General features: G+C 40.0%; 11 protein-coding genes. All 11 read right to left on the minus strand.

Annotated elements, in window-relative coordinates; all coding sequences use genetic code 11:
- Positions 1-2: 2 nt before the first annotated feature.
- Entirely contained in the window at positions 3-1,073 is a 1,071-nt protein-coding gene (gene prfA / locus FLK20_RS12300; protein WP_152656874.1) for a peptide chain release factor 1, read from the minus strand.
- An 802-nt stretch (positions 1,074-1,875) separates the two neighbouring features.
- Entirely contained in the window at positions 1,876-2,499 is a 624-nt protein-coding gene (locus FLK20_RS12305; RefSeq protein WP_152656875.1) for a thymidine kinase, read from the minus strand.
- 568 nt (positions 2,500-3,067) lie between these two features.
- A complete protein-coding gene (locus FLK20_RS12310; RefSeq protein WP_152656876.1) occupies positions 3,068-3,313 on the minus strand; it encodes a type B 50S ribosomal protein L31 in 246 nt (81 codons plus the stop codon).
- A gap of 213 nt (positions 3,314-3,526) precedes the next feature.
- Complete coding sequence (gene rho, locus FLK20_RS12315) at positions 3,527-4,810, minus strand: transcription termination factor Rho (protein ID WP_152656877.1); 1,284 nt, start codon at positions 4,808-4,810, stop codon at positions 3,527-3,529.
- A 1,279-nt stretch (positions 4,811-6,089) separates the two neighbouring features.
- Positions 6,090-7,376: a UDP-N-acetylglucosamine 1-carboxyvinyltransferase gene (locus tag FLK20_RS12320; RefSeq protein WP_152656878.1), complete on the minus strand. Its 1,287-nt coding sequence runs from the start codon at positions 7,374-7,376 to the stop codon at positions 6,090-6,092.
- Between the two features lie 117 nt (positions 7,377-7,493).
- Positions 7,494-8,135, minus strand: a complete 642-nt coding sequence (gene fsa / locus FLK20_RS12325; RefSeq protein ID WP_152656879.1) for a fructose-6-phosphate aldolase — start codon at positions 8,133-8,135, stop codon at positions 7,494-7,496.
- Between the two features lie 82 nt (positions 8,136-8,217).
- Entirely contained in the window at positions 8,218-9,072 is an 855-nt protein-coding gene (fba, locus tag FLK20_RS12330; protein ID WP_152656880.1) for a class II fructose-1,6-bisphosphate aldolase, read from the minus strand.
- A gap of 102 nt (positions 9,073-9,174) precedes the next feature.
- Positions 9,175-9,540 (minus strand): response regulator, encoded by a 366-nt coding sequence (locus tag FLK20_RS12335; protein WP_152656881.1) that lies wholly within the window; start codon positions 9,538-9,540, stop codon positions 9,175-9,177.
- Positions 9,541-10,496: 956 nt separating this feature from the next.
- Positions 10,497-12,101, minus strand: coding sequence for a CTP synthase (locus FLK20_RS12340; protein ID WP_152656882.1), 1,605 nt, complete (start codon positions 12,099-12,101; stop codon positions 10,497-10,499).
- Positions 12,102-12,376: 275 nt separating this feature from the next.
- On the minus strand, positions 12,377-13,081 hold the full coding sequence (locus tag FLK20_RS12345) for a hypothetical protein (RefSeq protein ID WP_152656883.1): 705 nt from the start codon (positions 13,079-13,081) through the stop codon (positions 12,377-12,379).
- 6 nt (positions 13,082-13,087) lie between these two features.
- Positions 13,088-13,675 (minus strand): cob(I)yrinic acid a,c-diamide adenosyltransferase, encoded by a 588-nt coding sequence (locus FLK20_RS12350; RefSeq protein ID WP_152656884.1) that lies wholly within the window; start codon positions 13,673-13,675, stop codon positions 13,088-13,090.
- Positions 13,676-13,679: the final 4 nt, after the last annotated feature.

The following is a 13,679-nucleotide window of genomic DNA, read 5'->3' on the forward strand; positions in this document are numbered from 1 at the left end:
AGTTATTCACCAATCTGCTCTAATTTTTTAGCCTGCTCTTCCATAACAAGCGCATCGATAAATTCATCCAGCTTGCCCTGCATAATCTGATCCAGCTTTTGAATCGTTAAGCCGATGCGATGATCCGTCACACGGTTTTGCGGGTAGTTATACGTACGGATACGCTCCGAACGATCTCCTGTACCAACCGCCGATTTACGGTTTTCATCATATTCTGCCTGCGCTTCCTGCTGGAATTTATCATAAATTCGGGCGCGTAATACCTTCATCGCTTTTTCTTTATTTTTAATCTGTGATTTTTCATCCTGAATGGAAACGACAATCCCCGTAGGCTCATGCGTTAAACGTACCGCTGACATCGTTGTATTTACACTTTGTCCGCCCGGTCCGCTGGAAGCAAAGGTATCAACGCGGATATCCTTTTCATGCACGTCTATCTCTACTTCTTCCGCTTCAGGGAGTACCGCAACCGTTGCAGTCGAGGTATGAATCCGTCCGCCGGATTCTGTTTCCGGAACACGTTGTACGCGATGTGCACCATTTTCATACTTCAGTTTAGAAAAGACATCTGCACCATTGATCATAAAGATAATCTCTTTATAACCGCCAACGCCTGTGGAGCTTGCTTCCATCACTTCAATTTTCCAGCCCTGATTCTCTGCATAGCGTGAATACATCCGATATAAGTCGCCTGCAAATAAAGCAGCTTCATCCCCGCCGGCAGCACCGCGAATCTCCATAATAACGTTCTTATCATCATTTGGATCTTTCGGAAGCAGGAGAATCTTCATCTCGGCTTCTAATTCTTCCTTTCTGGAGGATAATTCAGATACTTCCATTTTTGCCATTTCCAGCATCTCGGCGTCTGAATCGTCTTCCAGCATTTCTTTCGCGTCTGCCAATTGTGATGTAACTTCTGTATACTCACGGTAAGCCTGAACAACGTTCTCCAGTCCAGCCTGTTCTTTCGAATACTCACGCAACTTTTGTGTATCACTAATAATTTCCGGATCACTTAACATTTCATTTAATTTATTATACCGATCTTCCAGTGCCTGTAACCGATCTAACACAAGAATACACCTCTTTCTCTATAACAGTCTTATTATATTATAAGGGAGCACCTGGGTCAATTGCACGTCTGATAAGAAGGAAATGCATAGTAGTTGCCGTTAAATATAAAAATATCTATAGACTCTGCACGATTTTATACATGACATATCTATAGATACTTGATATTTTTTTCAATCCTTCTCTTTTTACTATAAAGAAAACCGCATGTATTCGTGAGTACTTTGTGAAAAAGGCAGCTATAAATTCACCTAATAAATACTATCCAAACTTCTATTATACATGTATAAAAATGATCTCGGAACCAAAAGCGCAAAGCGCCCTTACAGACTAAGAACGCGACGTCGTGTCGCGACGCCTGCACTAGCACGTCGTGTTCGTTGAAAAACGTAGAGATTGCGCCCCCATTCTTTGGGGGTGGTTCGACTTTAGTCGAACTTCCTTTACCTTATGAGATAAAGGAAACATGTCCCTTTAGGGGTATGCCGACGTTAGGCTTCAGCCTGCTTTTAGTCGGCCTTCCTTTTTACTTTAAACCGCTGTTGACTTTCACCCGCAGGGCATAAGTGCAACGGTTTTTATGGGGTGAGTAATCGCAACCCCAACTATGCTTCTGTCTGCGCCTGTCGGCTTGCCAATCGCTAAGTCTTCTTTATCGTAGGGCGGCTCGTGTTAGCTCTAAAGTTTGGCGCTTGGAGCTGGACGCAGCCATTTATCTGCAAATAGTTATCCACAAGCAAACAATTTTATAATTTTACTAGACCATAAAAAACTGCCGAACATATAGAATCGGCAGTCATTATATTAACGATTTGTTTGCTTTACTGTATTGCTTGTTATATTCACTTCCGGACGATTGGGCACTTCATGATGGTGCCGGCAGCGCGGCTCATAGGACTCTGAAGCTCCCACCAAAATAACAGGGTCATCATAGGATGCCGGCTTACCGTCAATCAGCCGCTGCGTTCTGCTTGCCGGCGATCCACAGAGCGGGCAGATTGCATTTAATTTTGTGACGGATTCAGATAAAGCCATCAGCTGTGGCACCGGTTCAAAAGGAACTCCCCGAAAATCCATATCCAGGCCTGCGACAATCACGCGAATATCCCTCTTGACAAGCTCCTCTATCACATCGATGACATTATTATCAAAAAATTGCACCTCGTCTATTGCGACTATATCTGCACCTGGCTCTATTTCCTCTAAAATTTCTGCTGCATCCTGAATTGATTTTGCAATGGTTGTTCTGCCGTCGTGAGAAACAACTGCTGTTTCATTATAACGATTATCTATCGCCGGTTTAAATACACATACCTTCAAATGTGCATACGTTGCTCTTCTGACACGACGTATTAACTCTTCTGATTTTCCGGAAAACATACTCCCGCAAATTAACTCTACCCAGCCGTTCCGCTTCATTATATGCATTTGGAGAAACCCCTCTCGCGAATAAAAGTATCTAAGTATATTCAGATGAAAGCTCTTTTAAATAAGACCGCATCAATGCATCTCATTAAAAAAGTAATATATGAGGATATTCAAAAAGTACCCAAATGATAAGCGGCGAATCTATGCGTTGACGCGTCTTTTCCGATTGGACTGGGACTGCGATTACTCGTCCCACCGAAGAGCTTTGCGATTACTCGTCCCACCAAGAGCGTTACTCACGTATTTCAAAGCATAGAGGAACTTCTGTTAAGACCGTCCACGTCTAGTGGATAACACAGAAGTCATCATATCCTGTGAAAGCCCGTTCGTAAAAGCCACGTCTCCTTGACTTTCTTGCTTCTAATTTAACTACTTTTTGAACACACACTATATATGTTTTACTCTAATTTAGGTCTGCTGTTTTATCAAAAATGAAAAATACGATTTTTCATACTATACCTCAAGAAAAAGTAAAAAAACAGGCAAAATTAGACATTTTGCCTGTCCTTTAAGATTCAATTCCTTACAAAACCTGTATGAGCCGGGATTTTTCCGGTCTATCAGATAATTAGTTAAGGTTATATTTTTTCTTAAAGCGATCCACACGGCCACCGACTTTGTCAGCTTTTTGCTTACCAGTGTAGAATGGATGTGAATCAGAGCTGATTTCAACTTTTAGTAGAGGGTATGTGTTACCGTCTTCCCACTCAATAGTCTCATCTGATTCTTTTGTTGATCCGCTTAAGAACTTGTAATTCGTGCTAGTATCTAGAAAAACTACTTTTCTATACTCTGGATGGATATCCTTTTTCATGTTCTTCTACTCCTTTTTGCCCTGAGTCCCTTGGAAACAGAGTTATTCTAAGAGTCGTTCGTGATGCAATATAAAGCACCCTACCTAAACTCACATAGAAAGATTATAACAGTGTATAGAATGAAATGCAATAGAAGTTATTAACAAAAGAAAAAGTGAGACTTCTTTCATTTGAATAAGCACTGTTTTCCCAACAGAAAAGTCAAAGCTTTTTTATTGACGGTTCATTCCTTTTCGCTTCATTTCATCGTCCATTAACTGCAGAAATTCTTCGTTATTCTTAGAATTTTTCATACGTTTTAAGAAGCGGTCTAAGAAATCATTGGAATCTTGCATCGTTTTACGCAGTAACCACATTTTCTCTAAATGTGCTTTATCAACTAAAAGCTCTTCTTTTCGGGTTCCTGAACGCAGGATATCAATTGCCGGGAAGATCCGGCGATCAGCAAGATGACGATTTAAGTGCAATTCCATGTTCCCTGTCCCTTTAAACTCCTCATAAATGACATCGTCCATTCGTGAGCCTGTGTCTACTAATGCCGTAGCTAAGATAGTAAAGCTGCCGCCTTCTTCAATATTTCTCGCCGCTCCAAAGAAACGCTTCGGACGGTGAAAGGCTGCCGGATCGATACCACCGGATAATGTGCGCCCGCTTGGAGGAATAACCAGGTTATACGCACGGGCTAAACGGGTAATGCTGTCCATCAAAACAATGACGTCACGCTTATGCTCTACCAGCCGCATCGCTCGCTCTAAAACAAGCTCAGATACTTTAATATGACTTTCCGGCACTTCGTCAAATGTAGAAGAAACGACATCTACATCCGGACCCACAGAACGTTCAATATCTGTTACTTCCTCCGGACGCTCATCCACCAGCAAAATAATCAGCTTGGCATGCGGATGGTTTTGAGAAATGCTGTTTGCAATCTCTTTAATCAGCATCGTCTTACCAGCTTTTGGAGGCGCAACAATTAAACCGCGCTGTCCAAATCCGACTGGTGTCATTAAATCCATAATACGTGTTGATAATTGATTTGTTTCTGTTTCTAATTTAATTGGCCGGTTTGGATAAAGTGCGGTCAGTGCTGGAAAATGCACACGGTCCTTGGAAGAATCCGGGTCCTCATCATTGACAGCATCTACATGCAACAGACCGTAATAGCGTTCATTTTCTTTTGGAGGACGCACCTTCCCAGATACTTTATCCCCATTTCTTAAATCAAAACGGCGAATTTGCGATGCAGAGATGTAGATATCCTCTGCACTTGGAGAATAGTTAATCGGACGCAAGAATCCAAAGCCCTCTGAAGGAATAATTTCTAAGATTCCATCCATAAATAAAAAGCCGTCTTTTTCCGCCTGCGCTTTTAATATTGCAAAAATTAGCTCTTTCTTTGTCAGCTTTGCATAGTAAGAAATTTTATAATCCTTTGCAAGTGCATAAATCTCTTTTAACGTCATTGTCTCTAAACTAGAGATTGTTAGTGTTGCCATTAAATCACCACGCCTGTTCTAGGTTCTTTTATATTTTTAATGAGACGAATAAGGATTGTCCCATAAAGTAATCCATACAATTACTGTATTTAAAAAAACAATTTGATTGGCTACCAACCTTTACATTTTCAAACAGCAAATAGGCTGTTTACATATCACTACCTTCTTCTCATCCCTGCACCTATCTTCTTAACCTTGTATACGCTTCACTAAGCTTTTATTCATTAAAAATTCCAATCAAAATACAGTTAGAGAACGGTATTTCTGATTATTTAACAGTTTATCATTCGTTTTTGTTTTAGAAATGATATGTATCTGGTATTGGGTGAAAATCTCATTAACTTCCTTTTTTCATCTATACAAAGTCTTGACTATAAAAGTACCACTTTAATCACGGTATTCAAAACTGATTGTCCTGTATATGGAAGGAGTACGAAGAAGACTTGCTCTGTTTACCAGAGGCAATTAGAAGCTATTATCATACTGCAGCAGTCTTTGAATAACAGTCACTGCCCCATGTTACTTATTGAACGGACAGAGCTTTCTGCAAAGCAAATCATTAAAGGCTGTTCAAAAAGCGCTCAAATGATAAGCAAGGGACTCTTTAGTTAACGTGTTTTTTCCGATAGGACAGGGAATGGGATTACTCGCTCCATTGAAAACTGTCGGACCTTTTTGAACACGTACCATTAGAGATTCATTTCTTGCAGGATGCAGCATCTCTATAAAATGATTTTGCCCTATTTCACTGTCAGCATTTTATCAAATTGATTTATTTTATTAAACAATTATTATCATACTCTTTTACGAATAAAGATTCAATAGACTTTTTTGTCAAAAATAGAGGAATTTTATCACAGATAGTCGTCCGTAAAACTCCCACTGGTGGAAGTTTCGTTTTATATCATGTTGTCAATGACTTTCGGACATCATTTGGAGTTATGAGAAAACATACCCAGCACACCGGCTTTCCAAATCTATCGTAGTTATTTGAGGACAGATGAAAGTACATCTTATTCTATCAAAAGGTTGAAAAGGATACAGAATAAGGATAAATCCAAGGTAAAAAATATTTGGTGACCACTGCATGTCCTCACTCAAAAATCCTATATAATAAAAGAGAAGGAAAGGTCTTCTCTTTTATTATATAGCTGCGCTCTGTGAGGTCAGGCTGACTAAAACTCAGGTATTCTCAAGCTTGGATTACTCGCTCCGATGACAACATTTAAGCGTTGAAAAATTTGATGCAGCCTTTTATCGTATTTTTTGAACACGCCATTTACGTATTCTGATCCTGATAAATTTCTGATTCGGACATTTCTTCTCTCCAAATTGTAGCGCCAAGTGAAGAAAGTTTGTCCGTTAAATTCTCATAACCTCGATCAATATGATCCAAACCAGTAATTTCAGTCACTCCATTTGCAAGTAAACCTGCTATTACTAATGATGCTCCAGCACGGAGGTCACTAGCCTTTACTTTAGCACCTTCTAATTGCGTAGGTCCAGAAACAATGACAGACCCACCTTCCACCTTAATTTCTGCATTCATTCGGCGCAGCTCATCAATATGCTTTAAACGTGCAGAATAAATTGTATCAATGATAACACCCGAATGACCTGCTTGTGTTAACAGTGTCGTAAATGGCTGCTGCAAATCCGTCGGAAAACCTGGATAAACCAGTGTTTTAATATCGACACTGCCTAAAGCATTTGTTTTGGCAACATATAATTGATCGTTGTGCGATTCAATATTTACATTCATTTCCCGCAGTTTTGCAATTAAAGACTCCATGTGCTGCGGGATAACATTGTCAATGACAACCTCTTTTCCCATTGCTGCGGCTGCAATCGCATAGGTCCCAGCCTCAATACGATCAGGAATAATCGTGTGCGTACAACCATGTAGTGAAGAAACGCCATCAATACGAATGACATCTGTTCCAACACCTTTAATCTGGGCACCCATATTCGTTAATAAAGTTGCAACATCAATAATTTCGGGTTCTTTTGCAGCATTTTCAATGATTGTTTGTCCTTTTGCTTTTACTGCTGCAAGCATAATATTGATGGTAGCACCAACACTGACGACATCAAGATAAATGCGGGCACCGCGAAGCTCCTTGGCACGCAAATAAATCGCACCCTGCTCATTTGTAACTTCTGCCCCCAGCGCTTCAAAGCCTTTAATATGCTGGTCGATTGGGCGTGGACCTAAGTAACACCCTCCAGGTAAACCAATGACTGCTTTATTAAATTTTCCAAGCATGGCACCCATAAAATAATAGGATGCACGTAATTTTTTGACTCTTCCATTTGGTAATGGCATGGCAATCATCTTCTCTGGATGAATCGTCATATCCTGACCACTCCGAGACACCGTTCCGCCAATTTCCTCCAGCAGCGCACCTAATGTGTCTACATCAGAAATATTCGGCAACCCTTCAATAGTCACTGTCGAATCGGCAAGAATAGCTGCAGGCAATAGTGCTACTGCGCTATTTTTTGCACCACTGATATGAACTTCTCCAGACAGTTCATGCCCACCCTCAATTAATAACTTTTGCATGTAAAAACCTCGTTCCTATGGAAGTTATACTCCACAAGTTTGTTTGTTGATTCAGCTGCGTTACCTTTCACTTCTAACCCTTGTCTTATTGTCTGCCTTTTTTCCAACTCTATGCAATTATTTTTGTTTATTCCAATCTGCCAAGAATTTTTCAATTCCCTGATCCGTTAATGGATGCTTTACTAATGATGATAGAACGTTGAATGGAATCGTTGCAATGTGCGCACCATTTAATGCAGCATCTGTTACATGGATTGGATTACGGATAGATGCAGCAATAATTTCTGTCTGAATAGAATGACGGTCAAAAATTGCAGCAACATTTGCGATCAACTCCATGCCATCTTGCCCAATATCATCCAGTCTTCCTAAAAACGGAGATACATATGTTGCTCCTGCTCTTGCTGCAAGCAATGCCTGATTCGCATTAAAGATTAAGGTTACATTTGTTTTGATGTTTAATTCACTGAATGCCTTAACCGCTTTCAATCCTTCAAGAGTCATCGGAACCTTTACAGTAATATTGGGGGCAATCGCTGCAAGCTCTTTTCCTTCCTCAATCATCCCCTCTGCGTCTTCAGAAATAACCTCTGCACTGACAGATCCGGAAACCTCTTCTGTAATTTCACGCAAACGGTCATGAAAAGAAACACCTTCTTTTGCTACTAGACTTGGATTCGTTGTAACCCCTGCCAAAATCCCAAGCTTATTTGCTTCTTTAATGTCTTCAATATTAGCTGTGTCGATGAAAAATTTCATAATGAATACCTCCCTGAGATGTTGTAGCAAAAGCTGCACCACTGGTACAGCTTTTGCCGAATATATCTTATAATTACATCACTTACGCTTGATTAGATGAACCAAACTCACGCATTTTACCGATTACTGTTTCTTTAATCGCTGCTGTACCTGGTCCTAAATATTTACGTGGATCGTATAAATCAGGTTTTGCTGCTAATGTTTCACGAACAGCTTTTGTCTGAGAAATTTGGTTTTCCGTATTTACATTTATTTTAGCAGTTCCCAATGAAATTGCTTTTTGAATATCTTTGGTAGGAATCCCCGTACCGCCGTGAAGCACCAATGGTACGTTTACTAAATCTAAGATTTCCTTCATTTCCGTGAATCCTAAGTTCGGCTCCCCTTGGTATGGACCATGAACAGAGCCTAGAGCTGGAGCTAAGCAGTCAACCTTTGCTTCTTTAACAAGACGATCACATTCATCTTTATCTGCATAGTTGATTCCGCCGATAACACCATCTTCTTCTCCACCTACAGTACCAACTTCTGCCTCAACAGATACGCCATGGATATGCGCAAGCTCAACCACTTTCTGTGTTACTGCAATATTCTCTTCAATCGGTGAATGAGAGCCATCAATCATAACAGAAGTGAATCCTGCATGGATAGCTTCTGCACAGCTTTTAAAGCTGGACCCGTGATCTAAGTGGATTGCAACAGGCACAGTTGTCCCATAAGAATCCATTAAAGATTTAACCATAGCAACTACAACATTATAGCCGCCCATATATTTTCCAGCACCCTCAGAAACACCAAGAATTACTGGTGACTTTTCTTCTTGAGCTGCTTGGAGAATAGCTTGGATATATTCCAGGTTGTTAATATTGAACTGACCTACAGCATATCCATTCTCTTTTCCTTTTTCAAGCATTTCCTTCATTGATACTAAAGGCATACCAAGTTCCTCCTTCAATTTATCTGCATGAACTTCTGACAATATTCATTACAATATAAGAATACCAATTTCATGACTTTATCGCAACAAAGTAGCAGCGATTCATTCCTTTTTCCCTAAAATTTCTTCAACTGTGTGACATAGCTTTGCGACATTAAAAGGTTTAGAAATAATTTCCTCAGGCAAATTTTCTCCCAATTCCTGCTTTGCCACTTCCGGCAATCCAGTAATAATGATAGTTTTTGTATCTATTCCCATTTTCTTTATCTTTTGCATAACTATACTGCCGTTATAAATCGGAATATGATAATCTAATATCACTAAATCGCAGGGAGATTCTGATAAATGTTCAATCGCTTCTTTTCCGTCCTGCGCAAGAGAAGTACTATAGCCTGCTGTCTGAAAAACTTCTTGTAGCAACATACGAATTCCTATTTGGTCATCAACAATTAGGATTGATTGAGTCATATTATACTGGCCCTCCGATATATTTAATTTTTTGCTTATTTTTTAAAATTCGATAGTATTTATTAAAAATCCTGCTTATTCATATTGAATCATTATTCACTCCTTCCTTTCAGACTAAAACACCCGTGACTAAAGTCTTGATCCTTTGCGGAAGCAGCCTTTTTACTGGTACACCTCATCCATACTTTAGCATATGTCACAATTATTGTTCACCTATTTTTGGATTCGGATTTCTTCAGGACACCTATGTTCACTATATACCTTTTGACCCACTGATTGCGCGCAGGTTTTGCCATAAAAAGATTCATTACAGCCCTGTGACAGCTTTCCTCCTATTTCCACATTCCTGCTGATATTTCAATATATTTCTCTAAAAACCAACAAAAAGAGACAGTTTTCTCACTGCCTCTTCACTATTTTATTTCACCAGATTATCTGAAATGTTCCAGATTATTTGTATCACCCAGTAATTCAAAAGACTAGACCTGTGTGTTATCTCCTATTATTTTTGATAAGAAGTATACATTTTGCCCAACAATTCCGGGGCGATCTGTTCCATCTCGTTTCCAGTATGTTGATAATCACTAATCCAGATTTTATGATTTTGAATCAGCTTCTCACTAAAGTTACGCGCCCATCTGGCATTGGCTTTTCAGTGCAGAAAGCTTCAAATGCGTACAAACTTATAAAAACGTTCATTTATTGCAATATTTGTATGTTATATTAGCATACTTACTTGCATAAGTGAACGAAGATATTTATATTCCAGATGATAAGCACTCTTAAAACGGCTGAAAACAAAGGATTTTATAAATTGGGAACACAGGCTATATAAAATCTTAACCAACGCTATATTCTCAACTATCTATACTGTATTTATCTGAAACGATTCGGCCTCTAAAATGTAAAAAGAGATATTCACCTGCTACAGATGAATATCCCCGCTTTTATGATTATTATTTTTGATTTTCAACAGCTGCTCCAATAAATCCTTTAAACAGCCCTTGAGATCTGGTTGGACGAGATGTAAACTCAGGATGGAATTGACATGCAATAAACCAAGGATGGTCTTTCAATTCTATCGTTTCTACAAGACGCCCGTCTGGACTTGTACCTGAGAAAATAAGTCCTTTTTCTGCCATTTGTTCACGATACACATTATTGAATTCATAGCGGTGACGATGTCTTTCTTCAATCACATCTGCCCCGGCATAAGCCTCTTTTGTTTTCGTACCTTCTGTTAAATGACACGGATACAAGCCCAGACGCAATGTACCGCCTAAATCTTCAATATCCTTTTGCTCTGGCAAAAGATCAATAATTGGATATGGTGTGCCCGGATTAATTTCCGCTGAATGTGCACCTTCTAACCCTACAACATTTCTTGCAAATTCAACCGTAGCTAATTGCATACCAAGGCAGATCCCAAAGAACGGAATATTGTTTTCACGTGCGTAACGAATCGCATGAATTTTCCCATCAATACCGCGATCTCCAAACCCGCCAGGAACGATAACACCATCAGCTTTGGACAATTCCGCTTCGATTTCTGCTTCTGATAATAATTCAGAGTTTACCCAATGAATATTTACATTAGCATCAAAATCATAACCCGCATGCTTCAGCGATTCAACAACAGAAAGATAAGCATCTGGAAGTTCTACATATTTACCAACTAAAGCAATATCTACTGTTTTAGACAGGTTGCGGACCTTTTTAATCAGCTCTTTCCAATCATCCATATCTGCATCCTTGCAATTTAACCCAAAATGATCACAAACAATCTGATCCATATTCTGTTCCTGTAATGCGATTGGAACATGATATAACGTATCTGCGTCCAGCATTTCAATAACGGATTTTTCATTAATGTCACAGAATAGCGCAATCTTTTCTTTCATTTCCTTCGTGATTGCCATTTCTGTACGTAAAACAATGACATCCGGCTGGATTCCCAAAGAACGTAATTCTTTTACACTATGCTGTGTCGGCTTTGTTTTCACTTCTCCCGCAGCTTTAATATAAGGAACAAGCGTACAATGTACGTACATTACGCTGCCGCGGCCTACATCACTTTTAATTTGACGGATTGCTTCCAGGAATGGTAATGATTCAATATCACCGACAGTTCCGCCTATCTCTGTAATTACGACATCTGCACCCGTTGCTTCTCCTGCACGGAATACCTGGTCTTTAATTTCATTTGTAATATGCGGAATAACCTGTACAGTTCCGCCAAGATAGTCTCCATGACGTTCTTTACGGATAACACTGGAGTACACTTTCCCTGTTGTAATATTGCTGTATTTATTCAGGTTAATATCAATAAAGCGCTCATAGTGCCCAAGATCCAAATCTGTTTCGGCACCGTCTTCTGTCACGAATACTTCCCCGTGCTGATAAGGACTCATTGTACCCGGATCCACGTTGATGTATGGATCAAATTTTTGAATGGTTACTTTTAATCCGCGATTTTTTAATAAACGTCCCAATGATGCTGCTGTAATTCCTTTTCCAAGCGATGATACTACGCCACCAGTTACAAAAATATACTTTGTCACTTGTCCTCATCCTTCTTTCTTTATTTTTTATGTTGTGTATGGATTAATGAAGTTGGTCGTTCTTTGGAATGTTCGCCCCGTCATTAGCTTTTACATAGATAGTAAAAGCTATCATGTCAGGATTGTTTAACTTTATTTCTATATCTAATAAGAAAAGCGTTTCCCCCTCTCATTTCTCAGGGGAAACGCTTTGTAGTTATATTTCAAAGAGCCCAATAAAGATTCTACTGTTAGTCCATGCAAATGTCAAGCAGTGAAATAAATATGCTATTTTTTCAACCATTGCGCATCTTTAACGGATGGAAAAGTTTTCCCGCGAGCTGTTCTGCTTCTGCTTCGCTCTCTTGATCAAAAGTTATAAGAAAACAGGTTGCAGGACCTGCTGTTGCCTCTAAATCAACCGCTGCCTCAAGTTCTGCCTCTTGTCCTGTCCACTGCTGAAATGTTTTAGTAATTCCTTTAGAACCGACTGGCATAATCGCTCTGATTCCAGCTGTATGAACAAATTTATGAAGAAGCGAAACGCTTGGGATTCGCCCGTTATTCTCAAGAACCGCATTTCCAGCATATGGAGCCCCTATCACCGCAAAGCTTTCCTGACCTGTCCACTGATACTTGTTTCTCTTTTTTCTTTTCCCAATCAATGTTAAACCCAGCCCAGATTGCCGGGTTTGAAAATTACTTTCTGTACTGCCTGTTACGGGCAGTCCTTCAAATCCTGCTTCAGCAAGCTCTTCACGAACTCCCGATTCATAATCTTGCCAGGCTGGATCAGATGTAAAGTTTTGCATAATTACAACAAGCGGTTCTGCATATTCTGCCAAAGCTTCCATAAGCACAACACGGCAGGCGAACTTCCCGACTATTTGATTAGAGACTTTCACCATATCATCTTCCTTTTCCCCAATCGCTCCACTGTTATCGGTAGTAATCACCAACTCCATCTCCGCTTCAAGCGGTAATAAAATCGCATTTGTCATTATCCGTTACTTCTCCTTTTTCTTGTGGCTGCCACGGAATACTCTGGCACTCCGCTCATATTCCACATCAGCTACTTCCAGGCGTGCATTTACCACACGGGCTGCTGCAAAAAAGTAATCGGAAAGGCGGTTCATATATTTTAATGGGATGGGGTTGATTTTCCCGACTTCACGATAAAGTGTTACCATTTGTCTTTCTGCTCTTCTAGCCACTGTTCTGGCAACATGGAGTGCAGAAGCTACCTGTGACCCGCCCGGCAGGATAAATCGTTCCAGCTCCGGCGCTTCATCGATGAAGCTGTCCATACGCTCTTCTAAATAAGTAACGATAGCTTCCGACAGCTCATAAGGACGTTCCTTCTTAGAGACGTTTGCAAGCTCTGTACCGCAGTCAAATAACTCATGCTGTATTTTCTCCAAATCTTGCACAATGTCTTCAAATCCTTCTTGATTCAGGCAAGAAATTGCCCACCCGACAAAGGAATTCACTTCATCGATTGAGCCATATGCTTCTACACGTACGTCATCCTTGCTTGCTTTTCCGCCAATTAATGCTGTCTCTCCTTTGTCACCTGTTCGTGTATAAAGTCTCATTCTA

This window comes from Oceanobacillus sp. CFH 90083 (assembly GCF_009389585.1).
Classification (GTDB): domain Bacteria; phylum Bacillota; class Bacilli; order Bacillales; family Amphibacillaceae; genus Oceanobacillus.

What these genes read in the sequence shown, in the direction of transcription:
- FLK20_RS12305 (WP_152656875.1), bottom strand. Translation starts at nt 2,499, where the DNA reads ATGCATATAATGAAGCGGAACGGCTGGGTAGAGTTAATTTGCGGGAGT.
- FLK20_RS12310 (WP_152656876.1), bottom strand. Translation starts at nt 3,313, where the DNA reads ATGAAAAAGGATATCCATCCAGAGTATAGAAAAGTAGTTTTTCTAGAT.
- rho (WP_152656877.1), bottom strand. Translation starts at nt 4,810, where the DNA reads ATGGCAACACTAACAATCTCTAGTTTAGAGACAATGACGTTAAAAGAG.
- FLK20_RS12320 (WP_152656878.1), bottom strand. Translation starts at nt 7,376, where the DNA reads ATGCAAAAGTTATTAATTGAGGGTGGGCATGAACTGTCTGGAGAAGTT.
- fsa (WP_152656879.1), bottom strand. Translation starts at nt 8,135, where the DNA reads ATGAAATTTTTCATCGACACAGCTAATATTGAAGACATTAAAGAAGCA.
- fba (WP_152656880.1), bottom strand. Translation starts at nt 9,072, where the DNA reads ATGCCTTTAGTATCAATGAAGGAAATGCTTGAAAAAGGAAAAGAGAAT.
- FLK20_RS12335 (WP_152656881.1), bottom strand. Translation starts at nt 9,540, where the DNA reads ATGACTCAATCAATCCTAATTGTTGATGACCAAATAGGAATTCGTATG.
- FLK20_RS12345 (WP_152656883.1), bottom strand. Translation starts at nt 13,081, where the DNA reads ATGACAAATGCGATTTTATTACCGCTTGAAGCGGAGATGGAGTTGGTG.
- FLK20_RS12350 (WP_152656884.1), bottom strand. Translation starts at nt 13,675, where the DNA reads ATGAGACTTTATACACGAACAGGTGACAAAGGAGAGACAGCATTAATT.